Genomic DNA, 25,756 nt, shown 5'->3' with positions numbered 1-25,756 from the left:
CCCTTGGGGCAGGCCGGGGAGGGGAATGGGGCGTGAAAAAGCCCGGGCGAGCCGGGCTTGGAGCTTAGAACCTGTTTACGATCTGCTGCGCGTCGTGAGACGTGACACGGTGAGTACCCCTTCGAATGCTCATGTACCACGCGTACACTCCGCTTTCGCCTTGCCTCGCCCTAGCTCGCGAGATCGTAAACACGTTCTTAGACTGCGGCGGCGGTGAAGCGGCGGCGCAGATGCTGCGGTTTTTCCAGTTCGTCGACGATGGCCACGGCCAGGTCTTCCACGCTGATATCGGCCGGCTTGTCGCCGTTGAACAGCAGCTGATCGCCGCCCAGCCGGTATTTGCCGCTGCGCTCGCCCGGGTGGAGGAAGGCCGGCGGGGAGACGAAGGTCCAGTCCAGCGTGCTTTCCTCGCGCAGGCGGCGCAGCGCTTCGCGCACGCCCAGCGCGCCTTCCTTCCATTCCGCCGGGAATTCAGGCGTGTCGACCAGTTGCACACCGGGCGCCACTTCCAGGCTGCCGGCGCCGCCCACTTCCAGGAAGCGCTTGACGCCCGCCTGCTTGACGCCGGCGACGATGGCGTCGTGGCCCTTGACGGCCAGCGCCTGGATGTCGGCCTTGTCCCAGCCGGGATTGAAGGCGCTGACCACGGCGTCGTGGCCGGCCACGGCGGCGGCGATCTGGCCGGCCTGGTAGGCGTCGGCGGCCACGCCGCTCAGCTGCGGGTGTTGCGGCAGCTTGGACAGCGTGGTGACGATGGCGCTGACTTGATGATTGCGGGCCAGCAGTTCTTGCAAGATGGCCGAGCCGACAAAGCCGCTGGCGCCGATCAGAGCGATTTTCATGGGGATTCCTTTTCGCGATAAACGTGATGAAGTTTGATGGCGTTCAGAATAGCAGCTTGATTATAGGGCGATAATCCGGCAAAAATAAGATTGATAGTTTAGATGGACTTAATAATGGATGCATTGAGACGGATGGCGGTCTTCGCCATGGTGGTGGACAAGGGCTCGATGAACGGCGCGGCGCGCGAACTGGGCATGACGCCGTCGGCGGTCAGCCAGCACATCAGCAAGCTGGAGCAGCAGCACGGCGTCAGCCTGTTGCACCGGACTACCCGCAAGCTGACGCTGACCGAGGCCGGCAGCCTGTTCTATCAGGGCTGCGCCGATATGCTGGCCGCGGCGCAGCTGGCCGAGCAGCGTTTGCTGGAGCTGCGCGACGCGCCGGTGGGCGAGCTGCGCATCGCCGCGCCCACCGGTTTTGCCGGCGCCTTGTTGAGCGAGGCGCTGACGCCGCTGCTGAGCGCGCACTCGGGCCTGAAGCTGCGTTTGTTCTTCCATGATGAAATGATAGATCTGGTGGACAACCGCATCGATCTGGCTTTGCGCGCCGGCGTGCTCAAGGACTCCAGCCTGGTGGCGCGCCACCTAGCGGATTGGCCCAATGTGCTGTGCGCGTCGCCGGCTTATCTCGCGCGTCAGCCGGCGATCACGCGGCCGGAGCAATTGTCCGCGCTGCAGTGGGTGGCTTTGTCTGACCGCAAGCTGGGTTGGCTGGCCTTCGAGCACGCTGACGGCAGCCGCTTCACCGCCGAACCGGACGCACGCCTGGTCAGCAACAATATCGTTGCCGCGCGCCAGTTCGTGCTGGCCGGCATGGGGGTGGCGGTGCAGCCGGAGCCGGAGATACGCCAGGAACTGGCCGACGGCCGCTTATTGCGAGTATTGCCGGAGTGGAGCTTGCCGCCGCTGGCGATTTACGCGGTGACGCCGCGCCGCGACATTCAGCCGGCCAAAGTGCGTTACGCGATCGAGGCCTTGCGCGCCAGCCTGAGCAAATGAAAAACGCCGCCGGCAGGGCCGGCGGCGTGATTGGAACGGCAGTCGTTCAGGATCAGAAGGCGATCTTGAAGCCTACGCCGAAGGCTTGCGGGTCGTTGCCGGCGGTCAACGAAGCGTTGCTGGCGCCCAGATTGCTATCGTATACCGGGTTGTTGGCGAAGTTGGCCTTGGCCTTGGCGTTGTTGCTGATCTTGGTGTAGTAAGCCAGCACTTGAGTGGTTTTGGACAGGTTGTAAGTGCCGCCCAGAGTCCATTGCTTGGCCTTGAAGTCGTCGCCGTTAACGCCGGCGGAGGTGTTCTTCAGCGTGCCCAGCTGGCCGTAGGACAGCTTGACCGAAGCCGCGCCGAAGTCCTGACCCAGAGCGATCAGCCAGTCGTCTTGCTTAACTTGGCCGCCGCCTACCTGGTCGTAGGTGCCCCACTCGTAGTTGCCGCCGACGAAGGTGCCGGTGTCGAACTTATAGCTGGCGGCCAGACCGTAGAAGGTGACGTTCTTGCCGGAGTTCAGCGACAGTACCGCCGGGCTGTTGCTGCTGGAGGTGTTGTAGCTGTTGCTGTTGGCCGTAACCGCCGTATCGTACTGGCGATCCCAGGCGGCGGCCAGGTTCAGGCCTTGCCAGGTGTAGCCCAGGCCCAGGGAGATGCGTTTGGAGTCGTTGCCGGATACGCGGTTTTCATCCACGCCCCAGGACGCGCCGAGCTTGAAGCCGGCCCAGCTCGGGGAGAAGTAGTGAACCGAGTTGGCCATACGCGCTTCGCCGCGGCTGTTGACCGAGCTGCTGCCGAAGTTGTCGGCGGTGGTGTTGACCATCAGGTCGGTGCCCAGCGCGCTGTTGCTGCTGCCGGTGAACATCTTGTAGGCGGAGTCGTGTTGGCCCAGCAGCACGCGGCCGAAGTCGCCGTTGTCGAGGCCGATGAAGGTGTTGCGGGTGGCGAAGGTCGCGGTTTGACCTTTGTCGTTGGTGCCGCCTTGTTCGAAGTTGCGCAGGCTGTTTTCCACCTGCCAGATCGCCTTGGTGCCGCCGCCGATGTCTTCAAAGCCCTTGAAGCCGATGCGGGAGTTGTGGTCGACGATGCGGGTGCGGCTGCTGTATTCGCTGCCGCCGGAACCGGTGGCTTTGCTCGATTCGATGCCGCCGCTGAGGAAACCGTAGATGGTTACGTCAGCGTGGGCGACAACGGGCAAGGCGAACATTGCGGCAAGCAGGGCTGCCAGATTTTTCTTTTGCATCTTGAATGCTCCAAGTCAGTTTTTGCTTTACTAAAGTCAGGTGCCGAAGCTGGCGGACCTGCAATATCTATAGTAGATAAGTGCGGTATCGCCACAACACATGTCTTAGTTTAGCCACAAAATATGACGTGAGTGTTGCAATGTTGTTGCATCAAGACAATTCGGACAGGGGTAGTGTTGCAATTACGCCAAGAATTGATTGGGGTAGACCTCGTCCAGCAGGGTGCGGCAATCGACGATGCGCAGATCGTTGTCCTTGGCGAAGTCCATCAGAAAGCAAAACACCTGCGGGCTGATTTTCTCCAGTTTCTTGTCCACCGCCACGCAGCGCACGCCGTCCAGCATCATCGGGCGGACATGGGCGTGGTAGTGCAGTTTCTGATCGTCGAAGGAGGCTAGGATGCCGGCCAGGCGTTCGGCCCAGTCGCTGGGGCGGAAGGTGCGCCCCTCGGAAGTGATGCCCTGGATGACTATTTCGTATGGATTGCAGATCATGGCGGTGGACCGGAGTGTTTGCTTTTGGTTTAGCCTGTTTTTTATCGTCTGCTAAGCGATTTGCGCTTGGCGTTTTATGTTCAGGCGTTTTGTTTGTTGCTGAATATTTAGCATTTTACCCGAAAATCAGATGCGCTTGAATGGCGGCAGCGAGGCGAGCAGCCGCTTGCCGTAGCTTTGTTTTTGCAAGCGGTTGTCCAGAATGGTGACGCGGCCGTAGTCGCGTTCGGTGCGGATCAGCCGGCCCACGGCCTGCACCAGCTTGATCGAAGCTTCCGGCACCGTGATCTCGATGAAGGGATTGCCGCCGCGTTTCTCTATCCAGCGCGACAGGGTTTTGCCTACCGGATCGTCCGGCATTGCGAACGGCAGTTTGGCAATAATCACGTGCACGCAGCTTTCGCCGGGCAGGTCCAGGCCTTCGGAGAAGGAATCCAGGCCGAAGATCACGCTGGGTTCGCTCTGTTTCAGCCGCTGATGGTGCTGTTCTATCAGCAGGCTCTTGGGGATTTCGCCCTGAATCAGCAGCCGCTCGCGCAGCGCGGCCGGCAGGCCGGCGGCGACCTCCTGCATTTGTTTGCGGGAGGAGAACAGCACCAGGGTGCCGACCGGTTCTTGCACATCGATCAGCTTGGGCAGCCATTCCACGATTTCGCGGGTATGGCCGCCGGCGTCCTTGGGGCTGGCCAGCATCGGCGGCAGATACAGCTCGCCCTGCTCGTCGAAATTGAAAGGGGAGTCCAGCGCCACGCAGCTGACTTCCGGCATCCATTTCAGGCCGGTCTGCGACAGTAGCAGGTCGAATTCGCCCAGCGAGCGCAGCGTGGCCGAGGTCAGGATGGCGCCGGCGGCGCGGCGCCACAGCGTGGCGGCCAGGCTGGCGGCGGCGCTGACCGGCGAGGCGGAGAACAGGTAATCGCCCTTGCCTTCGGCGCGGCGGGTGATCCATTTGGCGATGGGCGGGCTGGCGGGCTCGGTTTCTTTTTCAAACAACTCCCACACTGCCAGCAGTTGTTCGGCGCGCGCGGTCAGAAAGCCCAGGTCGGAAGCGGTCTTGTCGACTTGCGCCGCTTCGCCGCCCTTGTCCTTGCGCGCCTCGCCCAGCGCGTCGGTCAGCAGGCTCAGCTGTTTGAACAGCGAGCGGGCCGAGGTGGCCATATTGGCGGTGGGGCCCTGGAAGCGTTCCGGCAGCACGCCGTCCTCTATCAGCCAGGTGGGCTCCAGATTGTCGCTGGAGGCGGCCAGCGCGTCTTCGCCTTCCAGCAGCCACAGCCACTCGGTCAGCGTTTCGGAGCAGGCGCTGGCGGCTTCTATCGCCTGGCTGACGATGTCCACCTTGTCGGTCAGCGCCTCCACGCGGATGGCGGCGGCGGCCACTTTGTCCAGCCAGGACATGGCCTGAGCCAGCGAATGTTCGGCGGAAAACTGGTTAACCGCCTTTTTGGCCAGGTGGTGCGCCTCGTCGATACAGTAGTAACTTTCTTCCGGCGCCGGCAGGATGACGCCGCCGCCCATGGACACGTCGGCCAGCATCAGGTCGTGGTTGGCCACCACCACGTCCACGTTTTCCAGCACGTCGCGCGCCAGATAGAACGGGCATTCCGGCCGGTTGGGGCAGGCGGCTTTCAAACAGCCGTGACGGTCGTTGGTGACGCGCGACCACAGGCCGTCCTCTATCACGCTTTCCCAGGCGTCGCGGTCGCCGTTCCAGCGGCGGTAATAGAAGGCGTCGGCCAGCTGGCGCAGGGTTTCGATTTCGCCGGCTTCCGGCTTGCGGTCCCATAGCGCCAGCGTCGGGTCCAGGTCCAGCAGCTGGCCTTGGGCGTTCTCGGCGGTCAGCGCGTAAATGCGCTGCGGACACAGATAGCGGCCGCGGCCCTTGGCCAGGGCGAAGGTCAGCGGCAGGCCGCTGTTTTCGACGACGAAGGGCAGGTCGCGGTTGACCAGTTGCTCTTGCAGGGCGACGGTGGCGCTGGTGACCACCAGTTTCTTGGCGCGGGATTTGGCCATCACGCCGCCGGCCAGCAGGTAGGCCAGGCTTTTGCCGACCCCGGTGGGGCCTTCGATCACGGCGATGCTTTCGCCGGCGCGCTCCGGCCAGTCGTCGCCTTCCTTGTCCTTGCTGCGCGACAGCGCGTTGGCGATCTCCGCCAGCATGCGGCGTTGCGCGGCGCGCGGGCGGAAGCCCGGCAAGTTGTCGGCTATGGTCCGGTAATGGTCGCGAATCGCGTCTTTTTCAGCAGGGGTCAGCATGGCGGCGATTGTACCGCAAGGGGGCGGCCTTGTCTGGCCGCGCCAAGCCGGGCGTCGAATATGGGGAAATCCTGATGTGCGACTGCAAAATGACGGCGATGCGCGGATGTGGATAGGATAGGCAAATATAAAAACAAGCGAAATTGCGCGAGCGACTTAGGCAGACAAATCCATCAATAACAGCGCAAAGCAATATCAACAGGAGAAACCCGATCATGACACCCGTTAGCCGAGTGCTGGTGGTCAGCGACGACGCCAAATGGCAGGCCGATGTGCTGGCCGGACTGGGCGCCGCCGCGGTCCGGCTGGAAAACCCCTACGGCCTGACTTTCGTCGGCGTCGCGCGCAGTCAGGACGCGCTGGATCAGATCGCCCGAGACGGCGACGTCCAGGTGGTGCTGGTGGACAAGCAGTTGCAGGAGAAGGGCGTCAGTCAGGCGGCGGCGCAGCTGGCCAACCGCATCAGCGCCTTCCGTCCGGAAATTTCGCTGTATGTCTTATTGTTCGACGACGACGAGCGCGCGCTGGTGGAAGACCTGGCCAGCCACGCGGTGGACGGCTATTTCTACCGCGACGAGCTGGATTTCCACGGCTGGTTCCGCATTTTGTCGGCGGAGCTGGCGGAAAAGTCCGCGACGCCGTTCTACGACAAGCTCAAGCAGTACGTGCGCATGGCCAAGGATTCCTGGCACACGCCGGGCCATTCCGGCGGCGATTCCTTGAAAGGCAGCCCCTGGGTCGGCGATTTCCATGATTTCGTCGGCGAGAGCATGCTGCGCGCCGACCTGTCGGTGTCGGTGCCGATGCTGGATTCGCTGCTGCACCCCACCGGGGTGATCGAGGAGGCGCAGATGCTGGCGGCCAAGGCCTTCGGCGCCAAGCGCACCTACTTCGCCACCAATGGCACCTCCACCTCCAACAAAGTGATTTTCCAGACCTTGCTGGCGCCCGGCGACAAGCTGCTGCTGGACCGCAATTGTCACAAATCGGTGCATCACGGCGTGATCCTGTCCGGCGCGCTGCCGGTGTATCTGGATTCCTCGATCAACAAGCAGTTCGGCATTTTCGGACCGGTGCCCAAGGAAACCATCTTCGCCGCGATCGACGCCAACCCCGACGCGCGGGTGCTGATCCTGACCTCCTGCACCTACGACGGGCTGCGTTACGATCTGAAGCCCATCATCGAGGCCGCGCACGAGCAGGGCATCAAGGTCATCGTCGACGAGGCCTGGTACGGCTTCGCCCGTTTCCACCCGGCGTTCCGGCCGACGGCGCTGGAGTCCGGCGCCGACTACGTGACCCAGAGCACGCACAAGGTGCTGTCGGCGTTCTCCCAGGCCAGCATGATCCACGTCAACGACCCCGGCTTCGACGCGCACCTGTTCCGCGAGAACTTCAATATGCACGCGTCGACCAGCCCGCAGTACAACCTGATCGCCAGCCTGGACGTGGCGCGCAAACAGGCGGTGATGGAGGGCTACCGGCTGCTGGACCGCACGCTGAAGCTGGCGCAGGAGTTGCGCGACAAGATCAACTCCACCGGCGCTTTCCGGGTGTTGGAACTGTCGGACCTATTGCCGGAGGAGGTGAGGGAGGACGGCATCCAGCTGGACCCGACCAAGCTGACCGTGGACATCACCCAGTCCGGCTTCACCGCGGACGAATTGCAGCAGGCGCTGTTCGAGCGCTACAACATCCAGGTGGAGAAATCCACGTTCAGCACCATCACCCTGCTGCTGACCCTGGGCACTACCCGCAGCAAGGTGTCGCGGCTTTATGACGCCATGCTGCGTTTGGCCAAGGAAAAGCGTCCGCCGCGACCGCTGGGAAGGATGCCGGAGATTCCGCGTTTCTCCAGTCTGGCCAGCTTGCCGCGCGACGCTTTTTACGAGGCCGGCGAGCGCTTGCCGCTGCTGGACGACGACGGCCGCCCCAACGCGGCCCTGGTCGGACGGGTCTGCTGCGACCAGATCGTGCCGTATCCGCCCGGCATTCCGGTGCTGGTGCCCGGCCAGGTGATAGACGACACCATTCTCGCGTATTTGGCGCGGCTGCAAAAAACCCAGAAATCCATAGAAATGCACGGCTTGGCCGAGGATGGCGGCGAGTTTTTGCTGCGAGTGCTCAAAGAAGGGGAGCTGGCGCAACTGCCTGGACGCGCCTTGTTCAAATGAATGCTTGTCAGACAGGCTGATTTCCGATAAATATAAGTCTTGTCGCAATTATGTAAATCATGCGCTTTGCGTAGGCATGCTTGCGACGCCTGTGAATGACTTGAGACCAGCGTGTAGTAATGTGCCATCGCGCATGAAGGACACTGAAACGGTGTCGAACGCGCGGTGGCTTTTTTTTTGAAATGGAGCACCATGACGTCCCCTAGGCATTACTTGCAATTCAGCGACCTGACCCACGAGGAATACCGCCATCTCTTCGAGCGCAGCAAGGTCCTGAAACGACGACGTAGCGACGGCCAGCTGTACCAGCCGCTCGTCGGCAAGGTGATGTCCATGGTGTTCGAGAAGAACTCCACCCGCACCCGCGTTTCTTTCGAAGCGGGCATGGCGCAACTGGGCGGCCACGCGATGTTCCTGGACTCGCAAAGCTCGCAGATGGGCCGCGGCGAGCCCATCGAGGACACCGCCCGCGTGCTGTCCCGGATGAGCGACATCATCATGATCCGCACCTATGAGCAGGCGCTGGTGCAGCGGCTGGCCGCGCATTCCAAGGTGCCGGTGATCAACGGCCTGACCAACGAATACCACCCGTGCCAGATTCTGGCGGACATCTTCACCTATATCGAGCAGCGCGGCTCGATCAAGGGCAAGACCGTGGCCTGGATAGGCGACGGCAACAATGTCTGCCGCACCTGGCTGCAGGCGGCTCGCATCCTGGGCTTCAAGCTCAAGGTGGCGACGCCGGTGGGCTTCGAGCTCAAGGCTTTGGACGGCCAGCATTACGGCCCCGAGCACTTCGAACCCAGCCACAGCGCCAGCCATGCGGCGACCGGCGCGGACCTGGTGACCACCGATGTGTTCACCAGCATGGGTTTCGAGGCGGAGAAGGAAGCGCGGCTGGAAGCTTTCCGCGACTACCAGGTGACGCCGGAGCTGATGAAGCTGGCCAAGCCGGACGCCTTGTTCATGCACTGTTTGCCGGCGCACCGGGGCGAGGAAGTGGCCGCCGCGGTGATAGACGGGCCGCAGAGCGTGGTCTGGGACGAGGCGGAAAACCGCATGCACGTACAGAAGGCGCTGATCGAGTTCCTGCTGCTGGGCCAGCGCTACGACTGAACTGACGACGCGGGCGAGCCCGCCGTTTACGCGATTCGGCAAGGCCGCGCCAGGCGCGGGCCGGATCCGGCAATCAATGGATTTGAAAGAATACAAAATGTCTGACATCAAGAAAGTGGTACTGGCTTATTCCGGCGGTCTGGATACTTCGGTAATTCTCAAGTGGCTGCAGGATACCTATCAATGCGAGGTGGTGACCTTCACCGCCGACATCGGCCAGGGCGAAGAAGTGGAACCGGCGCGCAAGAAGGCGGTGTCGCTGGGCATCAAGCCGGAAAACATCTTCATTGACGATCTGCGCGAGGAGTTTGTCCGCGACTTCGTGTTTCCGATGTTCCGCGCCAACGCCGTTTACGAAGGCGAGTACCTGCTGGGCACCTCGATCGCGCGGCCGTTGATCGCCAAGCGCCAGATCGAGATCGCCAACCAGGTGGGCGCCGACGCGGTGTCTCACGGCGCCACTGGCAAGGGCAACGATCAGGTGCGCTTCGAGCTGGGCTATTACGCGCTGAAGCCGGACGTCAAGGTGATCGCGCCGTGGCGCGAATGGGATCTGCTGTCGCGGGAAAAACTGCTGAACTACGCGGAAACCCACGGCATCGACATCAGCAAGAAGAAGAACGGCGGCAGCCCGTATTCGATGGACGCCAATCTGCTGCACATCTCCTATGAAGGCACGGTGCTGGAAGACCCGGCGGCGGAGCCGGAAGAAGATATGTGGTTGTGGACGGTGAGCCCGGAGAACGCGCCGGACCAGGCCGAATACATTGAGCTGAGCTATGAGAAGGGCGACATCACCGCGATCAACGGCGTGGCGATGAGCCCGGCCCAGGTGCTGACCGAGCTGAACCGCCTGGGCGGCAAGCACGGCATCGGCCGGCTGGACATCGTGGAAAACCGCTATGTGGGCATGAAGTCCCGCGGCTGCTACGAAACCCCGGGCGGCTCCATCATGTTGAAGGCGCACCGCGCGATCGAATCCATCACCCTGGACCGCGAAGTGGCCCACCTGAAGGACGAACTGATGCCCAAGTACGCCAAGCTGGTCTACACCGGCTACTGGTGGAGCCCGGAGCGTCTGATGCTGCAAGGCATGATCGACGCCTCCCAGGCCACGGTCAACGGCTGGGTGCGGCTGAAACTGTACAAGGGCAATGTGATCGTGGTGGGCCGCGAATCCAAGACCGACTCGCTGTTCGACCCCGCCATCGCCACCTTCGACGAAGACGGCGGCGCCTACAATCACGCCGACGCGGCCGGTTTCATCCGCCTGAACGCGTTGCGGATGCGGATTGCCGGCAACGCCAAACAGAAACGCGGCTAAAGCGCCGCGTTGGACCCCAAAAGCCCCCGCAGGGGGCTTTTTTTAATGACGCAAAATATGGAAACCAATCATCGATCCAATGCCTGGATCCCCTGGGCCTTCGTGTTGCTGTGGAGCACCGGCTTCATCGGCGCCAAGCTGGGCCTGCCTTTCATCGGCCCGTTCACCTTTTTGGCGATACGGATGGGTCTGACCCTGTTGTGCTTCGGCGCGCTGATCGCCTGCTTCCGGCCCGCCTGGCCGGGCCTGGCGGCGGCCAAGCACCAATGGGCTTGCGGCGCCATGCTGCACGGCCTTTATCTGGGCGCCAGCTTCGCCGGCATCAAGCTGGCGGTGCCGGCCGGCATCACCGCGCTGATCGTCGGCCTGCAGCCGATACTGACCGCGATACTGAGCTGGCTGATGGGCGAGCAGCGGCTGAGCCGCATGCAATGGCTGGGCCTGGCGACAGGCTTTGGCGGCGCGCTGCTGGTGGTGCTGGGCGGCAAGGGCTTGCAGTTAGGCGCCAATCCCGGCCTGTGGCTGACCGCGCTGGCCTTGTGTGCGATCACCGCCGGCACCTTGTACCAGAAACGCTTCGGCCAGGGCGTGCATCCGTTGACCGGCGCCTTCCATCAATACCTGGCCGCCTTCCTGATTACCGGCGCGCTGGCCCTGGGGCTGGAGCGCGGCGAGGCCATCCACTGGAACGCGCAACTGGCGCTGGCCCTGGGCTGGAGCGTGCTGGCGCTGTCGGTGCTCGCCATCCTGCTGCTGATGCGCATGTTGAAGGACGGCGAGGTCAGCAAGGTGGCCAGCTATTTCTATCTGACGCCGGGCCTGGCCGCGGTGCAGGCCTGGTGGCTGTTCGACGAGCAATTGAGTCTGCTGGCGGTGGGCGGCATGCTGTTGGCCGCGCTGGGCGTCGCCCTAGTGCTGCAGAGGTTGCGCTGGCGCCGATAGCCGCGCGCGGGCATTGAGCCGGAGGGCGATGGCGAGTATCTTATTACGGCCAGGCGGGGCGCATCGCTAAGACCCCGCCGGTCCGTGATCTGCTGTGGACGCAAAGGATAACAAGTGTCGGAAGAACAATTCACCAATATTTCCATGATCGTGTGCCTGGGTGGCCTGATCATTTTCATGGGCTTCATCATCTGGGACCTGGGCAAGAAGGCTCAGGCCGGCAAGATGGGCATGTTCATCCTGTTCCTGGTGCTGGGCTTCGGCGTGTCCGGCTTCCTGTTCAAGAACGTGCTGGTGGAGTTCCTGATCCAGAAGTGAAGACCCGCGATACCGCGAACAGCCGGCAAGCTTGCTTGCCGGCTTTTTTACGGCCCCTGGAAAACTCGCTAGCCGCTAGTGACCGCGGTCCAGTATCAGCTTCAAGCCCAGCGCGATGAACACGCTGCCGGCGATGCGGTCCAGCCACTGGCTGGCGCGGCGGCTCTTGGACAGCCATTGGCCGATGGTGCCGGAGAAATAGCCGAGGCAGCCGAAAATCAGCGCGCCTTGCAGCGTGAAGACCAGGCCGAGCGCGGCGATCTGCAGCCCGGCCGGACCCTGGGCCGGGTTGACGAATTGCGGCAGGAAGGCGAGGAAGAACAGCACCACCTTGGGGTTGATCGCATTGGCGATCAGGCCTTTGCGGAAGGTGGCGGCCAGCGGCGCGGCGTCCCGCCCGGCGGCGCCGGCCTGGAAGCTGGCGCCGGGGCTGCGCAGCGCCTGCCAGCCCAGATAGATCAGATAGCCGCCGCCGGCGAACTTCAGCAGCGTGAAGGCCAGCGGGGAGGCGGCGATCAGCGCGCTGACGCCGAGCGCGGCCAGCACCGTGTGGTTCAGGCAGCCCAAGGCGCAGCCCAGGCCGAAGGCCATGCCCTGGCGGCGGCCGCGGGCGATGCCCTGGCTCAGCACCATCAGATTGTCCGGGCCGGGCGACAGGGTGATCAGCATCGCGGCGGCGGTGAAGGCGAGCAATTGTTCCGGGGTGACGAGCATGGGCTTCTCTGGCGGTGGTTCGTGTCCGGATGATTCCGCATTTGCCGCCGGGAGACAAGCGCTTTGTCCGGCCGCGCCGGTCTCCCTTTGGACTGCGCGTTCAGCCTGCCTCGTCCAGCGCGCTTTCGATTTCGCGGATATGCGCTTGATGGCCTTGGATGCGCTGACCGGTGGGCGGTCCCTTGAATTGCTTGCGCACGCCCAGCGCGAACCAGAACAAGGCCAGCACCAGCAGCAGCGCGACGGTCAGGTACAAGACCTTCTCATTCGGCGGCTGGATGCCGACGAAGACCAGCACCGCGCCGCCCAGGGTGGCCAGCGCGGCGATGGGCTTGGACGCCCGGCCCAGATCGAACGGCCCCTTGTGGGTCCAGCTGCGGCCCTCGGCGAACAGGCCGGCGGCGGACGGCAGGATGTAGGAAATGTACAGGAACACCGCGGCGCCGGTGGACAGCACCAGGAAGGCGTCGCCGTACAAGGTGGCGGCGATGGCGAGCGCGGCGCTGACCCAGATCGCCGGGCCCGGAGTGCGGTGTTGCGGATGCACCTGGCGCAGCCAGCGCGAGGCCGGCAGGCCGCCGTCGCGGGCGAAGGCGTACATCATGCGCGAGGTGGAGGTCAGGCAGGCCAGGCCGCACAGATAGTTGACCAGAAAGATGCCTATGCCCAGCGCCGCCTTCAAGGCCGGCGGCAGCGCGCTCAGCAGCAGATCGAAAAAGCCCATGCCGGCCTTGACCCCGGCGCCCAGGTCCGGCAGCACCAGCACGAAGGCGCAGATCATCAGATAGCCGAACACGCCGGACCACAGCACCGAGCGCAAGATGCCCTTGGGCACATTGCGCGCCGCTTCGCGGGTCTCCTCCGAGGTGTGGGCGGAGGCGTCGTAGCCGGTCAGGGTATAGACGGTGAGCAGCAGGCCGGCCAGGAACACCATCACAGTATTGTCCATCCGCGGCCAGGCGCCGCCGTCGGCGCCGCTGTAATTGTGGAAGGTCCACAGGCGGGAGAAGTCCAGCGGTCCAGGCGCGTAGATCAGCAGCGACACCACCAGGGCCAGGGTGACGACGAAGATCAGATAGCCGGACAGATCGGTCAGCCGGGTGGTGAGCTTGATGCCCAGATGGTTGAGCCAGGCCTGGCTCAGCGCCACCACGGCGAGGAACAAGGTCTGATGGCCCCAGCCCAGCTGTTCCGGATTCAGGCCCAGCAGCGGCGCGACCAGGGTTTTGAAGAAGGGGTCGTAAACGCCGAAATTGACCGCGGCGGTGACGAAGATCAGTCCCAGCAGATTGATCCAGGCGGTGGTCCAACCCAGGCCCTTGCCGCCCAGAATGGACGCCCAGTGGTAAAGCCCGCCGGCGGTGGGGTAGGCGGAGGCGATCTGGGCCATGGCCGCGGCGACGATGGCGGCGAACAGCGCGCCCAGCGGCCAGCCTATGCCGATGGCCGCGCCGCCGCCGGCGCTGAGTCCGGCCGGGAAGGCGGTGATGCCGCCGGCCAGCACGCAGATGATGGAAAAGGAGATGGCGAAGTTGGAAAAGCCGCTCATGCGTCGGGACAACTCCTGAGCGTAACCCATGCTGTGCAACAGTTTCTCGTCCTCGCCGACGGGCGCGGACTCATGCCGAACTGGTTCCATGATGTTCCTCTCTCATTGTGCATGTCTGTGGTTTTCCGCCTAGGCGCGCGTACGCGCCGGCGCCCGAACGGCGGCGGAGGCCGGCCGGGCCCTGGCCCGGTGATCCGGGCTTCGTGTCTATTTCAGAAGCGAGGCGCGGCGGCGCTCAGCCGGGCGGCGGCGTTCCGCTCATGGTGACCAGCGCGTCGAACAGCCTTTGCTGGCCGCTGTCGCGCTCGGCGGAGAGCTCGGGGTGCCATTGCACCGCGATCAACTGGGGAAAATCGGCGATTTCTATCGCCTCGATCACGCCGTCCGGCGCCCAAGCCACCGGCACCACGCCGTGGCCGGGGCGGTCTATCGCCTGGTGGTGCCAGGACTGGGTGAGGACTTCGGTGCCGATCAGGCCCGCCAGGCAGGAATCGGCGGCGACGCGCACCGGGTGCGGCGTCGGCACGCGCGGCGGCGCGCGATGGGGCACGGCCTCGCCCACCACGTCCGGCAGGTGCAGGTGCAGGCTGCCGCCCAGCACGGTGTTGAGGATTTGCAGGCCGCGGCAGATCGCCAGCGTCGGCAGCTTGCGTTGCAGCAGCGCGCGCGCCAGCGCGATTTCGGTGGCGTCGCGCTCCGGGCTGAGGTTGTAAATGGTCGGGTGGCCGTCGCGGTCGAAGCGGGCCGGGTCGATGTCGCCGCCGCCGATCAGCACCACGCCGTCCAGCTTGTCCAGCCAGCCGTCCACCATCTCCGGGCCCAGCGCCGGCAATTGCACCGGCGCGCCGCCGGCGCGCACCACCGCCGCCACGTATTCCAGCGGCGTGTGGTAGCCGTGCTCGGGCGTGGCCGGGTAGGTGGTCAGGCCGATCAGCGGGCGCCTCATCACAGCCTGCCTTGCTGCGCGGCGAGGAAGATCGCGCGGTAGTCGTCGGCGGACAGGGGCAAGGGGTTGCCGCCGTCGCTGGGGTCGGCCTTGGCCATGCGGCCGATGTCGGCGGCGGCGTCCGCGCCGATGCCGATCTCCGCCAGGGTGTGCGGAATGCCCAGGCCGGCGCGCAATTGCAGCACCCAGGCCAGGAAACCGTCGAAGCCGGCGTCGGCCAGGCCCAGGTAGCGGGCGGCGGCGCTCAGTCGTTCGGCTATCGCCGGCCGGTTGCGCACCAGCACATAGGGCAGCAGCACGGCGTTGGCCAGGCCGTGGTGGGTGTCGAACACCGCGCCGATGGGATGCGCCAGCGCGTGCACGCCGCCCAGGCCTTTCTGGAAGGCGGTGGCGCCCATGATGGAACAGGACAGCATCTGGGCGCGGGCTTCCAGATTGCCGCCGTCGGCGTGGGCCGCCGGCAGCCAGTCGTGCGCCAGCCGCATGCCTTCCAGCGCCACGCCTTGGGCGATGGGGTGGTAGAACGGGGAGCAGAAGGCTTCCAGATTGTGCACCAGCGCGTCGACGCCGGTGGCGGCGGTCAGCGCCGGCGGCAGGCCGACGGTCAGTTCCGGATCCGCCAGCACCAGCTTGGGCAGCATGGCCGGATGGAAGATGATGACCTTGCGGTGCGCGGCCTCGTCGATGATCAGGGACGCGCGCCCCACCTCGGAGCCGGTGCCGGCGGTGGTGGGCACCGCCAGCGTGGGCGCGACGCCGGCGGGATCCACGCGCAGCCAGTTGTCGCCCACATCCTCGAAGTCCCACAGCGGGCGTTTTTGTCCGGACATCAAAGCGATGGCCTTGCCCACGTCCAGCGCGCTGCCGCCGCCGACGGCGACCACCCCGTCGTGGCGGCCGTCGCGGAAGGCGGCGACGCCGGCGTCGACGTCGCGGCCCACCGGATTGGGGCGCATATCGCTGAACAAGGCCGTCTCCAGGCCGGCGTCGCTCAGCAAGCTCCGCAGCCGGGCCAGCATCGGCAGCCGGGCCAGGCCGGGGTCGGTGACCAGCAGCGGGCGGCGCATGCCCAGTTCGCGGCACAGCGCCGGCAGTTCGGCGGCGCGGCCGGCGCCGAAGCGGATGCTGGTCGGATAGTTCCAGTTGCCTTGCAGTTGCATCGCCTTACCCCTTGAGATGAAAGGATTTGACCCGGGTCAGCTGCTGATAGCCCAGCGTGGACAAGGACACGCCGCGGCCGGTGTCCTTGACCCCGGTCCAGGCCAGCGCCGGGTCCAGGTAGTCGCAGCGGTTCATGAACACGGTGCCGGTCTCCAGTTGCTGGCCCAGGCGGACGGCGGCGTCGCGGTCCGCGGTCCAGATCGAGGCGGTCAGGCCGTAGGCGCTGTCGTTCATTAGCCGCAGCGCCTCCTCGTCGGAGTCCACCGCCATGATGCCGATCACCGGGCCGAAGCTCTCATCGCGCATCACGCTCATGGCGTGGTCCACGTCCACCAGCACCTGCGGCGCCAGATAGGCGCTGCCCGGCGCGTCGGCGGCGAAATGGCCGGCCGGAATCAGCGCGCGTGCGCCGGCGGCCAGCGCCGCCTGGATCTGGCCGCGCACGAAGTCGGCGGCGCCGGCGCGCACCATGGGCCCCAGATTGGTGTCCGGGTCCAGCGGATGGCCGAAGCGATAGGTCCGGGTCAGCTCGACGAAGCCGTCGACGAAGTCGCGGTAGCGCTGGCGTTGCACATAGATGCGTTCGATGCCGCAGCAGGACTGGCCGGAATTGAAGAAAGCGCCGTCCACCAGGTTTTCTATCGCCGCCGGCAGGTCGGCGTCGGCGCGCACATAGGCCGGGTCCTTGCCGCCCAGTTCCAGGCCGACGCCGATGAAGCGCTCGGCGGCCGCCCTTTGCACCGCGCGGCCGCCGCTGACCGAACCGGTGAAGGCGACGAAGTCGATCTCCGGCGCGGCAGTCAGTTTCAAGGTGGCGGCATGGTCCAGTTCCAGGGTCTGGAACACGCCGATGGGCAGGCCGGCGGCGGCGCAGGCCTGGCGGAACAGATCGGCGATCAGCGGGGTTTGCGAGGAATGCTTGAGCAGCACGCAGTTGCCGGCGGCCAGCGCCGGCGCGATGGTGTTGATGGCGGTGAGGAAGGGGTAGTTCCACGGCGCCAGCACCAGCACCGTACCCAGCGGTTCGCGGCGCAGCCAGCGCTCGAAGCCGGGCTTGGGCGCGGGGTGGAGGTCGGCCAGCGCCTCCTCGGCGATGTCCAGCATATGGCGCGCGCGCTCGGCCAGGCCGCCGATCTCGCCGGGGGATTGACGGATGGGCCGGCCTATCTGGCGGGTGACGGCGTCGGCGCAGTCGCTCTTGTGGGCGATCAGCCAGTCCACCGCCCGGCCGATCAAGGCCTTGCGTTCGGCCAGCGGCGTGGCGCGCCAGCCGGCCTGGGCGGCGCGGGCGGCGTCCAGCGCGGCCTGGGTCTGGACCGGGCTGGTGTAGCCGCGTTGCAGCAGGGTGGAACCGTCCAGCGGGGTGATGACGGAGTAGTTTTCGCTCATTTAGATGATCTCGAAGTAGCGTTTCAATTCCCAGTCGGTGACATGGCGCTGGAACTCGCGTTCCTCCCATTCGCGGGTGGCGGCGAAGTGATCGACGAAGTCGTCGCCGAACCAGTCGCGGGCGGCGGCGGAGCCGCGCAGCGCCTGAGCGGCCTCCCACAAGGTGCGGTGAAGTTTCAAATGGGGCGGGGCGTCCAGCAGGTAGCCGTTGGCGCTGACCGGTTCTTCCGGCTCGATCCGGTGTTCGATGCCGTAGAGGCCGGCGGCCAGGCCGCTGGCCAGCGCCAGATAGGGATTGCTGTCGGCACCGGGCAGGCGGTATTCGACGCGTTGCGATTTGGCGCTGCCGGGAATCGCGCGGATGGCCACGGTGCGGTTGTCCACGCCCCATAGCGAGCTGGTGGGCGCCCAATAGCCGGGCACCAGCCGGCGGAAGCTGTTGACCGTGGGTGCGGCCAGGCTCATGAATTCCGGCATCAGCCGCTGGATGCCGCCGATGAAGTGGCGCATCGCGTCGCTGATCGCGTGTTCGCGGCCCGGCTGGTGGAAGGCGCTGTCGCCGCTGTCGCGGCGGCGCAGCGAGATATGGATGTGGCCGCCCTGGCCGGATTGCTCCTGGTGCCACTTGGCCATATAGCAGAGCATGCGGCCCTGTTTCTCCGCCAGCACCTTGGAGAAGGTCTTGAAACAGACGGCGTTGTCGGCGGCGCGCAAGGCGTTGTCCACGCACAGCGCGGCTTCCAGCGCGCCGGGTCCGGTTTCCTCGTGCAGGCCTTCGATCGGCATCTGCATCTGTTCGCACAGGTCCAGCAGCGCGCGGTAGAAGTCGGTGTTCACCGAGCTGCGCAGAATGGAGTAGCCGAAGGCACCGCTGCCCAGCGGCTTGGGGTGTTGGTACAGCCGCTGCTGCAGCGCGTCGTTGTCTTCGTCCACCGCCAGAAACTCGTATTCGAAGCCGGCCAGCACGTCGAAGCCCATGTTGCGCGCGCGCTCCAGCACTCGGCGCAGCAGGCCGCGCGGACAGAGGCTTTCCAGCCGGCCCACCACTTCGCCCTGGACGAAGATCATATCGCCTTCCAGCGGCAGGTCGCGGCAGGATTCGGGAATCAGCCTCACCTCGGCGTCGCCGTAGCCGCGGCCCCAACCGGTGAGCAGGGTGTTGTCGTACAACTTGTCGCCCACGTCCCAGCCGAACACCACGTCGCAGAAGCCGAAGCCGCCTTCCAGGGCGCACAGGAATTTGTCGCGCGACATGTATTTGCCGCACATCACCCCGTCCATGTCCACCAGGCCCACCTTGATCTGACTCAGGCGGCGTTCTTCGATCAAAACCTTCAAATCCGCGATTGTCTTTACGTCGCGTGCTTCCATCGCTGTCTCTCCCTGATTGCCGCGGTCTAACTTCCCCGATACCGGCCGAGCGTTCATCGTCTGGCTTGCAACTGTCTGTTTTGGCGGTGATTTGTCGCTTCCTCGTGGGCTGCTTTTTTGTCGCCGCCATGTTGTTTGGGTAGTATTATTCGTTAAAAAAAAATGAATCAAGCCAAATTTGTAATAAATATTAGAATCTGGGCGGCAGTGTGGGCGCAATGACACAATGCCGTTTTTACGCTGGCGCTGTTATGCTGCGCGGCACGAGGGCAGTCGTGCATCGCCAAAGGGGCAACAGAATGAGCCAAAGCCGCTCGATCGCGGAGCAAGTCCGCGCGCTGTTCGAAGCGCTGACCCCCACCGAACGCAAGGTGGGGCGGGCGCTGCTGGCCAACTATCCGGTGGCCGGCCTGGAAACCATCGCGCAATGGGCGCAGCGCGCCGACGTCAGCGGCCCGACGGTGCTGCGCTTGATCGGCAAGCTGGGTTTCGACAATTACGCCGCCTTCCAGTCCGCGCTGCGCGCAGAACTGGAATTGCGTTTGCAATCGCCGCTGATGCGCCATGATCCGGGACAGTTGCAGGGAGACCATGATTTTCTGGCCAGCCACGCCGAGCGCATCGCCGAGCTGATGCGCCAGACCGCGGCCCAGGTGCCGCGCGCCGAGTTCGACGGCGCGGTGGACCTGCTGGGCGAGCGCAAGCACCGGATCTGGCTGCTGGGCGGGCGGTTGACCGATCCGCTGGCGGCCTATCTTTGCCACCATCTGAAAGTGGTGCGGCCGGACGTGGTGCATTTGCGCGGGGTGCCGGCAAGCTGGGCGGATTCGCTGGTGGACATGGGCCGGCCGGACGTGCTGGTGATCTTCGACATCCGCCGCTACTGGGACGACGCGCTGCGCATCGCGGAAATGGCGGCGCAGCGCAAGGCCAGCGTGCTGCTGTTCACGGATCAGTGGCTGTCGCCGGTGGCGCGCGTGGCGCGCTACACCTTGGCGGCGCACACCGCCGGACCGGCCGGCTGGGACAGCAACACACCGCTGATGATGCTGGTGGACGCGGTGATCGCCGCCTTGAACGCGCGGCATTGGGACCGCATCAGCGGCCGGCTCAAGGAGGTGGAAGCGATGCGGGCGCGTTTGGGCGAAGGCGGCGAGGGCAACGAACGGGCGGCCGAGTGACAAGGGCGGAGCCAGCCTCTAAAATGTCGGCATCAAGCATTATTAGGAATATTTCATGCCGTCTTTCGATATCGTGTCCGAAGTGAACAAGGTGGAAGTGCGCAACGCCGTGGAGCAAGCCAATAAAGAGGTGTCCACCCGTTACGACTTCAAGGGCAGCGACGCCCGCATCGAAACCGGAGACAAGGAACTGACCTTGTACGCCGACGCCGAGTTTCAACTGGACCAGGTCAACGACATTCTGGTGAACAAGCTGTCCAAGCGCGGCGTGGACGTGCGCTGCATGGAGTACGGCAAGCTGGAAAAAGTCAGCGGCAACAAGGTGAAGAAAGTGCTGACGGTGAAGGAAGGGCTGGAATCCGATCTGGCCAAGAAAATCGTCAAGCTGATCAAGGACGCCAAGCTCAAGGTGCAGGCCAGCATCCAGGGCGAAGCGGTGCGCGTGTCCGGCGCCAAGCGCGACGTGCTGCAGGAATGCATCGCGCTGATGCGTAAGGAAATCGCCGACGACAAGGAAAACGGCTTCCCGCTGCAGTTCAACAACTTCCGCGATTGAACGCCGCCGCGCGACATGAACACGCGCGAAATGAAAAAAGGAGCCGACAGGCTCCTTTTTTCATTGCCGTTCCGCTTTAACAGGCGGCGGCGCGGCGCAGCTGCAGCCGCTCCCATACCAGCCGCGCCTGTTCCTCCTCGGCGGCGCCGGTGGGCGGCAGCGGCAGCCGGCATTGACCCACCGGAAGACCCTGCACCCGCAGCATGGCTTTCACCGACATCGAAAACACCGAAGCGTCGGTGTTGGAGAAGGCGAAGGATTCCTGCAAGCCGGCATTGACGCGCCGCGCCTGCGCCGTGTCGCCCTGTTCGAAGGCGGCGATCATGCGGGCGAACTCCGGCCCGGTCCAGTGCGTGGAGGTGCCGACCACGCCCACCGCGCCCACCGCCAGCAAGGGCAGGGTCAGCGCGTCGTCGCCGGAGTAGAGCGAGAAGTGCTCGCCGGCGGCGGCCAGCAGCGCGGCCGCCGCGGCCGGGTCGCCGGTGGCGTCCTTGAAGGCGACGATATTGTCCACCTCGCGGAACAGCCGCAGCAGCACGTCGGCGGCGATGCGGCGGCCGGTGCGGCCCGGCACGTCGTAGACCATCAGCGGCAGCCGGGTGGCCGCGGCCACCGCGCGGAAATGGACTTCGATGCCGGCTTGCGGCGGGCGGTTGTAATAGGGGCCGACCACGAAGACGCCGGCGGCGCCCAGGCCGGCGGCCTCGCGCGTCAGCGCGATCGCGTGTTCGGTGTGGCTGCTGCCGGTGCCGGCCAGCACTGGGATGGTCACCGCCTCGCTGACCGCGCGCACCAGATCGCGGCGTTCCTCGTCGCTCAGCGTCGGCGCCTCGCCGGTGGTGGCCGCCACCACCAGGCCGTCGCTGCCGTTGGCCGCCAGATGTCTGGCCAGTTGCCGCGCCGCGTCCAGATTCAGCCGGCCGGCTTCGTCGAAGGGCGTGACCATGGCGGTCAGCACCTTGCCCCAATGTTCTGTCATTTTGCTTCCTTTGTTCTTCTTGGCCGCCTTGGCGGCGGCTGGGGCCGATTCTACTCCTTATTGCGACGCCTTTCCCGCGGTTTCAGCCCAGGCAGGCCTTGAGCGCCGCTTCCAATTCCGGGCGCAGGGCCGCGAGATCCGCGGTCGGTCCTTGGGTCAGCAAGGTCTGCGAAATGCTTCCGTAGCAAAGACAGTGAGCCATGCGCGCGGCGGCGTCCAGCCGCGGCGGCGGCTCGGCGGCGGAGGCCAATGCGGCGCGCCAGATGTCCACGTATTGCTGGTAGTGGCGGCGGTAGGCGTCCATCGGGGAGACCCGACGCTCCAGCAGGAACATCGCGTTCCAGGCCGGCGCCTGGCGTTGGATCGTGTCCAGTTGCAAGGCCAGCAGCGCGGCGGCGATATCGCGACGATCCGCGCCTCGGCGGGCGGCGGCGCATTGGCGCAGCGCGCCGGCCAGCGCGTGCACATGCTGATGGATGCACAGCGCGGCCAGGCCGTCCATATTGCGCACGTACTGATAAAAGGTGCCGACCGCCACGCCGGCGACGGCGGCCACCTCGCGCACCGTGGTTTTGGCGTAGCCGCGCGTGAGCAAAACCTGAACAAAGGCCTGTTGCAGCGCGATCAGGCTGGCGCGCGAACGCGACTGGCGCGGACGCCGGCGCGTGGCCGGCGCGGCCTGTTCGGCTTGCTGCGCCGCGGTGGGGGAAACCCGAACATGTCGCATCGCCGCTTTCCTTATACTTTCGTCATGGCCGCGAACGCGGCGCGAGGAGACGGAACGATGATCTGGCAAACCCATGAAGTGAGCAACCAGTACGAAGAACTGGCGGATTACTCGTTGTACGACAGCGACCCGGCCTTGCGCGAGGCGCTGCGGCGCGCTGACGCGGGCTGGGCCGAGGCCGGGCTCAGCGCCTACGGCGAGCGCCTGGGGCGGGCGGACAGCTTCGAACTGGCCGAGCAAGCCAACCGCCATGCGCCGGAGTTGCGGGCTTTCGACCGCCGCGGCCGTCGCGTCGACCAGGTGGATTCCCACCCGGCCTGGCACCAGTTCTTGGCGCTGTATCGTGAGCAAGGCCTGGTGAGCCTGCCTTTCGACAGCCAACGGCCGGGCCGCTGGACCGCGGCGATGGCCGGCCTCTATCTGCATGGCCAGGTGGAAGCCGGTAGCTTGTGCCCGGCGACGATGACCCAGGCCGCCATTCCCTTGTTGCAGCGCGAGCCGGCGCTGTGGGCGCTGCTGGGAGACAAGCTGTTCAGCCGCGTTCACGACAGCCGCGACCTGCCGCTGGAACGCAAGACGTCGGCCTGGATCGGCATGGGCATGACCGAGAAGCAGGGCGGCTCCGACGTGCGCGCCAACACCACCCAGGCGACGCCCTTGGGCGCCGGGGGCCGCGGCGGAGAATACCTGCTGCGCGGCCATAAGTGGTTCTGGTCGGCGCCGATGTGCGACGCCCATCTGGTGGTGGCCAAGACCGCCGACGGCGCGCCGTGCTGCTTCTATCTGCCGCGCTGGCGGCCGGACGGCGAGCGCAACGCGGTGCGGATCCAGCGCCTGAAGGACAAGGTGGGCAATCGCAGCAACGCCGGTTGCGAGGTGGAGTTCCAGGACGCCTGGGGCGTGCTGATCGGCGAGGAGGGCCGCGGCATTCCCACCATCATCGAAATGGCCGGCTACACCCGGCTCAACTGCGTGATCGGCAGCGCCGCGCTGCTGCGCCAGGGCGCGGTGCAGGCGCTGGCCTACGCGCGGCGGCGCATGGCCTTCGGCAAGCGGCTGGCCGAGCAGCCGCTGATGCGCGCGGTGTTGGCGGACCTGGCGCTGGAAAGCGAGGCGGCGCTGCAATTGGCGGCGCGGCTGTCCGAGGCCTTTGAACGAGAGGACGAGCCGGCGCAGCGGGGTTGGAAGCGCATCGTCACGCCGGCGGCCAAGTTCTGGGTGTGCAAGCGCGCGGTGGAGCTCAGCGGCGAGGCGATGGAAGTGTTCGGCGGCAACGGCTATGTCGACGGACCGATGGCGCGCCTGTATCGCGAAGCGCCGTTGAATTCGATCTGGGAGGGCTCCGGCAATGTGATGTGCCTGGATCTGATCCGCGCGCTGCAGCGCGAGCCCGAAGCCTGGCAGGCGCTGCTGGAGGATTTGGCCGGCCTGTCCGGCGGCGAGCCGGCGCTGGCGGCGGCGCTGGCACAATTGCGCCAGATGGCCGCCAGGCCGGCCGAGCTTGAGCCTTTGGGGCGGCGTTTCGCCCAATTGCTGGCGCTGACGGCGCAGGCCTGCCTGTTGGCGCGCCATGCGCCGTCGGCTTCGGCCCAGGGTTTTATCGCCAGCCGTTTGGACGACGGGCAATGGGGGCGAGTGGCCGGCGCGCTGAACGGAAGCCGGCTGGATATCGAGGCTATCCTGCAGCGCGCCTTGCCGGCCTGAGTCGGACTCAGAGCGCGTCGCCCGGCACCCGCACCCAACCCTCCATCAACACCCGCGCGCTGCGGCTCATCACCGCCTTGGTCACGGTCCAGGCGCCGTTTTCCTGACGGGCTTCGGCGCCGACGCGCAAGGTGCCGGACGGATGGCCGAAGCGCACCATCCGGCGCTTGCCGCCGCCGGCGGCCAGGTTGACCAGGGTGCCGGGAATAGCCGCGGCGGTGCCTATGGCCACCGCGGCGGTGCCCATCATCGCGTGATGCAGTTTGCCCATGGACATGGCCCGCGCCAGGAGGTCGATGTCGGCGGCGCGCACCGGCTTGCCGCTGGAGGCGGTGTAGTCGGCCGGCGGCGCGACGAAGGCGATTTTGGGCGTGTGCTGGCGGCTGGCGATTTCTCCCAGCGTTTCAATCAAACCCATTTTCAGCGCGCCGTGGGCCCGGATGGCCTCGAGGCGCGCCAGCGCCGCCGGGTCGGCGTTGATCGCGTCTTGCGGCTCGGCGCCGCTGTAGCCGATGTCGGCGGCCTTGACGAAGATGGTGGGGATGCCGGCGTTGATCAGCGTGGCCGGGAAGACGCCGACGCCGGGGACTTCCAGCGTGTCCACCAACTGGCCGGTGGGGAACATCGCGCCGCCGTCGCCATCGCCTTCATCGGCCGGGTCCAGGAACTCCAGCGCGATCTCGGCGGCGGGGAAGGTGACGCCGTCCAGCTCGAAATCACCGGTTTCCTGCACCTGGCCTGCGGTGATGGGCACATGGGCGATGATGGTCTTGCCGATATTGGCCTGCCAGATGCGCACGCTGCACACGCCGTTGGCGGGAATGCGCGCCGGATCGATCAGGCCGCCGGCGATGGCGAAGGGGCCGACCGCGGCGGACAGATTGCCGCAGTTGCCGCTCCAGTCGACGAAGGCTTTGTCTATGCCGACCTGGCCGAACAGATAATCGACGTCGTGACCCGGGCGCGAGGAGGGGGACACGATCACGGTCTTGCTGGTGCTGGAGCTGGCCCCGCCCATGCCGTCTATCTGCTTGCCGTAAGGGTCCGGGCTGCCGATTACGCGCAGCAGCAGCGCGTCGCGCGCCGCGCCCGGCCGGCGCGCGGCCTCCGGCAAGTCCTGCAAACGGAAGAACACGCCCTTGCTGGTGCCGCCGCGCATATAGGTGGCGGGGATGCGGATCTGGGCAGACTGAGTCATATGCTGTTTTCCCTGTGCTTGCGGCGGTTCCATGGTCGGGACGCCGCTGTGTTCTATTGTGTCCGGGCGTTTAGCGCTTGCCAGATTGCTTCTAGGACCGCGTCCTGATTGTGCAGAATATCGTTGTTCCAGAAGCGCATGACTCTGAAGCCCTGCGCCTGCAGCCAAGCGTCGCGAGCGGCGTCGCCGCGGCTTTCATGATGCTGGCCGCCGTCCGCCTCTATGATTAGCCGCGAGTCGAAGTGGACGAAATCGACGATGTAGGGGCCGATCGGCTGTTGGCGGCGGAATTTCTCGCCGTTCAGCCGATGGGCGCGGAGCTGCTTCCAGAGTCGCTGTTCGGCGTCGGTCATATTGCGCCGTAAGGACTTGGCGAAATCGAGCTGGCGCATACCCCTCTCCCCAACCCCTCTCCCGCAGGGGAGAGGGGCTTGCTGAGTCGTTAATACTCTGCCGCTATTTCTGCCGCAACTAAGCTGTCATCTCAGCTGCAGGCGGCAAAGCGATTTCGTGGCGTTTTTTCTCTCCTGCAAGAGAGGATTGAAGTGTTTGCGCCTTACATTAAACGGCGACATCCCTACAAATAC

General features: G+C 65.4%; 22 protein-coding genes and 1 pseudogene. 9 read left to right on the top strand and 14 right to left on the bottom strand.

The features are described 5' to 3' along the window. Positions 1-197 precede the first annotated feature (197 nt). Positions 198-842, bottom strand: coding sequence for an NAD(P)-dependent oxidoreductase (locus tag HQN78_RS08485; RefSeq protein ID WP_235088974.1), 645 nt, complete (start codon positions 840-842; stop codon positions 198-200). A gap of 114 nt (positions 843-956) precedes the next feature. On the opposite strand from HQN78_RS08485, the gene HQN78_RS08480 reads away from it, so the two are divergent. Further along, on the top strand, positions 957-1,841 hold the full coding sequence (locus HQN78_RS08480; RefSeq protein ID WP_048412147.1) for a LysR family transcriptional regulator: 885 nt from the start codon (positions 957-959) through the stop codon (positions 1,839-1,841). Between the two features lie 52 nt (positions 1,842-1,893). Here HQN78_RS08480 and HQN78_RS08475 read toward each other — a convergent pair whose 3' ends face one another. The 3 genes and pseudogenes from HQN78_RS08475 to dinG form a co-directional block, all read right to left on the bottom strand. After that, a complete protein-coding gene (locus tag HQN78_RS08475) occupies positions 1,894-3,072 on the bottom strand; it encodes a porin (RefSeq protein WP_235088973.1) in 1,179 nt (392 codons plus the stop codon). A 210-nt stretch (positions 3,073-3,282) separates the two neighbouring features. Then, a pseudogene (locus HQN78_RS08470) lies at positions 3,283-3,567 on the bottom strand (DUF3579 domain-containing protein); the annotation flags it as partial. A 126-nt stretch (positions 3,568-3,693) separates the two neighbouring features. Further along, the gene (dinG, locus tag HQN78_RS08465) at positions 3,694-5,820 is read right to left on the bottom strand and encodes an ATP-dependent DNA helicase DinG (protein ID WP_235088972.1); all 2,127 of its coding nucleotides are present in this window, start codon (positions 5,818-5,820) and stop codon (positions 3,694-3,696) included. A gap of 215 nt (positions 5,821-6,035) precedes the next feature. Between dinG and HQN78_RS08460 the strand changes: the two genes are divergently transcribed. From HQN78_RS08460 to HQN78_RS08440, 5 genes are all read left to right on the top strand, one after another. Then, complete coding sequence (locus tag HQN78_RS08460) at positions 6,036-7,994, top strand: aminotransferase class I/II-fold pyridoxal phosphate-dependent enzyme (RefSeq protein ID WP_235088971.1); 1,959 nt, start codon at positions 6,036-6,038, stop codon at positions 7,992-7,994. A 192-nt stretch (positions 7,995-8,186) separates the two neighbouring features. Beyond that, a complete protein-coding gene (argF, locus tag HQN78_RS08455; RefSeq protein ID WP_107799423.1) occupies positions 8,187-9,110 on the top strand; it encodes an ornithine carbamoyltransferase in 924 nt (307 codons plus the stop codon). Between the two features lie 97 nt (positions 9,111-9,207). Further along, positions 9,208-10,434: an argininosuccinate synthase gene (locus tag HQN78_RS08450; protein ID WP_107801798.1), complete on the top strand. Its 1,227-nt coding sequence runs from the start codon at positions 9,208-9,210 to the stop codon at positions 10,432-10,434. A 57-nt stretch (positions 10,435-10,491) separates the two neighbouring features. Beyond that, positions 10,492-11,376 carry a DMT family transporter gene (locus tag HQN78_RS08445; protein WP_235088970.1) on the top strand — a complete coding sequence of 295 codons (885 nt, stop codon included), beginning with the start codon at positions 10,492-10,494 and terminating at the stop codon, positions 11,374-11,376. Between the two features lie 114 nt (positions 11,377-11,490). Then, the gene (locus HQN78_RS08440) at positions 11,491-11,694 is read left to right on the top strand and encodes a DUF2788 domain-containing protein (RefSeq protein ID WP_019099892.1); all 204 of its coding nucleotides are present in this window, start codon (positions 11,491-11,493) and stop codon (positions 11,692-11,694) included. 75 nt (positions 11,695-11,769) lie between these two features. Here HQN78_RS08440 and HQN78_RS08435 read toward each other — a convergent pair whose 3' ends face one another. The 6 genes from HQN78_RS08435 to HQN78_RS08410 all read right to left on the bottom strand — a co-directional run bounded on the left by HQN78_RS08435 (position 11,770) and on the right by HQN78_RS08410 (position 18,791). After that, positions 11,770-12,408 carry a LysE family translocator gene (locus HQN78_RS08435; RefSeq protein ID WP_227107952.1) on the bottom strand — a complete coding sequence of 213 codons (639 nt, stop codon included), beginning with the start codon at positions 12,406-12,408 and terminating at the stop codon, positions 11,770-11,772. A gap of 100 nt (positions 12,409-12,508) precedes the next feature. Further along, positions 12,509-14,047 carry an amino acid permease gene (locus tag HQN78_RS08430; RefSeq protein ID WP_235088968.1) on the bottom strand — a complete coding sequence of 513 codons (1,539 nt, stop codon included), beginning with the start codon at positions 14,045-14,047 and terminating at the stop codon, positions 12,509-12,511. 145 nt (positions 14,048-14,192) lie between these two features. After that, positions 14,193-14,903 (bottom strand): gamma-glutamyl-gamma-aminobutyrate hydrolase family protein, encoded by a 711-nt coding sequence (locus HQN78_RS08425; RefSeq protein WP_107799420.1) that lies wholly within the window; start codon positions 14,901-14,903, stop codon positions 14,193-14,195. After that, positions 14,903-16,063 (bottom strand): iron-containing alcohol dehydrogenase, encoded by a 1,161-nt coding sequence (locus tag HQN78_RS08420; protein ID WP_235088965.1) that lies wholly within the window; start codon positions 16,061-16,063, stop codon positions 14,903-14,905. Before HQN78_RS08420 ends, HQN78_RS08425 begins: the two co-directional genes overlap by 1 nt. Before the next feature lie 4 nt (positions 16,064-16,067). Further along, entirely contained in the window at positions 16,068-17,453 is a 1,386-nt protein-coding gene (locus HQN78_RS08415) for an aldehyde dehydrogenase family protein (protein ID WP_235088964.1), read from the bottom strand. Beyond that, the gene (locus HQN78_RS08410) at positions 17,454-18,791 is read right to left on the bottom strand and encodes a glutamine synthetase family protein (protein WP_235088963.1); all 1,338 of its coding nucleotides are present in this window, start codon (positions 18,789-18,791) and stop codon (positions 17,454-17,456) included. A 332-nt stretch (positions 18,792-19,123) separates the two neighbouring features. Between HQN78_RS08410 and HQN78_RS08405 the strand changes: the two genes are divergently transcribed. After that, positions 19,124-20,005: a MurR/RpiR family transcriptional regulator gene (locus tag HQN78_RS08405; protein ID WP_235088962.1), complete on the top strand. Its 882-nt coding sequence runs from the start codon at positions 19,124-19,126 to the stop codon at positions 20,003-20,005. A 55-nt stretch (positions 20,006-20,060) separates the two neighbouring features. Then, positions 20,061-20,561, top strand: coding sequence for a YajQ family cyclic di-GMP-binding protein (locus tag HQN78_RS08400; protein WP_019099884.1), 501 nt, complete (start codon positions 20,061-20,063; stop codon positions 20,559-20,561). Positions 20,562-20,637: 76 nt separating this feature from the next. On the opposite strand, the gene dapA is transcribed toward HQN78_RS08400, so the two are convergent. Together dapA and HQN78_RS08390 are read right to left on the bottom strand one after the other, a co-directional pair. Next, positions 20,638-21,540 (bottom strand): 4-hydroxy-tetrahydrodipicolinate synthase, encoded by a 903-nt coding sequence (gene dapA, locus HQN78_RS08395; protein ID WP_235088961.1) that lies wholly within the window; start codon positions 21,538-21,540, stop codon positions 20,638-20,640. An 82-nt stretch (positions 21,541-21,622) separates the two neighbouring features. Continuing rightward, positions 21,623-22,267, bottom strand: a complete 645-nt coding sequence (locus HQN78_RS08390; RefSeq protein ID WP_235088960.1) for a TetR family transcriptional regulator — start codon at positions 22,265-22,267, stop codon at positions 21,623-21,625. Positions 22,268-22,324: 57 nt separating this feature from the next. Here HQN78_RS08390 and HQN78_RS08385 point away from each other — a divergent pair, with 57 nt between their 5' ends. Then, a complete protein-coding gene (locus tag HQN78_RS08385) occupies positions 22,325-23,971 on the top strand; it encodes an acyl-CoA dehydrogenase family protein (RefSeq protein WP_235088959.1) in 1,647 nt (548 codons plus the stop codon). A 7-nt stretch (positions 23,972-23,978) separates the two neighbouring features. Here the strand turns inward: HQN78_RS08385 and prpF are convergent, their stop codons facing one another. After that, positions 23,979-25,169, bottom strand: a complete 1,191-nt coding sequence (gene prpF, locus HQN78_RS08380; protein ID WP_235088958.1) for a 2-methylaconitate cis-trans isomerase PrpF — start codon at positions 25,167-25,169, stop codon at positions 23,979-23,981. A gap of 53 nt (positions 25,170-25,222) precedes the next feature. Beyond that, positions 25,223-25,561, bottom strand: a complete 339-nt coding sequence (locus tag HQN78_RS08375; protein ID WP_235088957.1) for an endonuclease domain-containing protein — start codon at positions 25,559-25,561, stop codon at positions 25,223-25,225. Positions 25,562-25,756 lie beyond the last annotated feature (195 nt).

It is taken from the genome of Chromobacterium sp. Beijing (genome assembly GCF_021496765.1).
Taxonomy (GTDB): domain Bacteria; phylum Pseudomonadota; class Gammaproteobacteria; order Burkholderiales; family Chromobacteriaceae; genus Chromobacterium.
The sequence above is the reverse complement of the archived record's forward strand: the minus strand, read 5'-3'. Positions and strand labels throughout refer to the sequence as shown.

Coding starts and splice junctions, on each gene's coding strand:
- dapA (WP_235088961.1), bottom strand. CDS start 21,540: ATGACAGAACATTGGGGCAAGGTGCTGACCGCCATGGTCACGCCCTTC.
- HQN78_RS08430 (WP_235088968.1), bottom strand. CDS start 14,047: ATGGAACCAGTTCGGCATGAGTCCGCGCCCGTCGGCGAGGACGAGAAA.
- HQN78_RS08385 (WP_235088959.1), top strand. CDS start 22,325: ATGATCTGGCAAACCCATGAAGTGAGCAACCAGTACGAAGAACTGGCG.
- HQN78_RS08420 (WP_235088965.1), bottom strand. CDS start 16,063: ATGCAACTGCAAGGCAACTGGAACTATCCGACCAGCATCCGCTTCGGC.
- HQN78_RS08450 (WP_107801798.1), top strand. CDS start 9,208: ATGTCTGACATCAAGAAAGTGGTACTGGCTTATTCCGGCGGTCTGGAT.
- HQN78_RS08400 (WP_019099884.1), top strand. CDS start 20,061: ATGCCGTCTTTCGATATCGTGTCCGAAGTGAACAAGGTGGAAGTGCGC.
- dinG (WP_235088972.1), bottom strand. CDS start 5,820: ATGCTGACCCCTGCTGAAAAAGACGCGATTCGCGACCATTACCGGACC.
- HQN78_RS08485 (WP_235088974.1), bottom strand. CDS start 842: ATGAAAATCGCTCTGATCGGCGCCAGCGGCTTTGTCGGCTCGGCCATC.
- HQN78_RS08445 (WP_235088970.1), top strand. CDS start 10,492: ATGGAAACCAATCATCGATCCAATGCCTGGATCCCCTGGGCCTTCGTG.
- HQN78_RS08390 (WP_235088960.1), bottom strand. CDS start 22,267: ATGCGACATGTTCGGGTTTCCCCCACCGCGGCGCAGCAAGCCGAACAG.
- HQN78_RS08475 (WP_235088973.1), bottom strand. CDS start 3,072: ATGCAAAAGAAAAATCTGGCAGCCCTGCTTGCCGCAATGTTCGCCTTG.
- HQN78_RS08375 (WP_235088957.1), bottom strand. CDS start 25,561: ATGCGCCAGCTCGATTTCGCCAAGTCCTTACGGCGCAATATGACCGAC.
- HQN78_RS08480 (WP_048412147.1), top strand. CDS start 957: ATGGATGCATTGAGACGGATGGCGGTCTTCGCCATGGTGGTGGACAAG.
- argF (WP_107799423.1), top strand. CDS start 8,187: ATGACGTCCCCTAGGCATTACTTGCAATTCAGCGACCTGACCCACGAG.
- HQN78_RS08435 (WP_227107952.1), bottom strand. CDS start 12,408: ATGCTCGTCACCCCGGAACAATTGCTCGCCTTCACCGCCGCCGCGATG.
- HQN78_RS08405 (WP_235088962.1), top strand. CDS start 19,124: ATGAGCCAAAGCCGCTCGATCGCGGAGCAAGTCCGCGCGCTGTTCGAA.
- HQN78_RS08415 (WP_235088964.1), bottom strand. CDS start 17,453: ATGAGCGAAAACTACTCCGTCATCACCCCGCTGGACGGTTCCACCCTG.
- prpF (WP_235088958.1), bottom strand. CDS start 25,169: ATGACTCAGTCTGCCCAGATCCGCATCCCCGCCACCTATATGCGCGGC.
- HQN78_RS08425 (WP_107799420.1), bottom strand. CDS start 14,903: ATGAGGCGCCCGCTGATCGGCCTGACCACCTACCCGGCCACGCCCGAG.
- HQN78_RS08460 (WP_235088971.1), top strand. CDS start 6,036: ATGACACCCGTTAGCCGAGTGCTGGTGGTCAGCGACGACGCCAAATGG.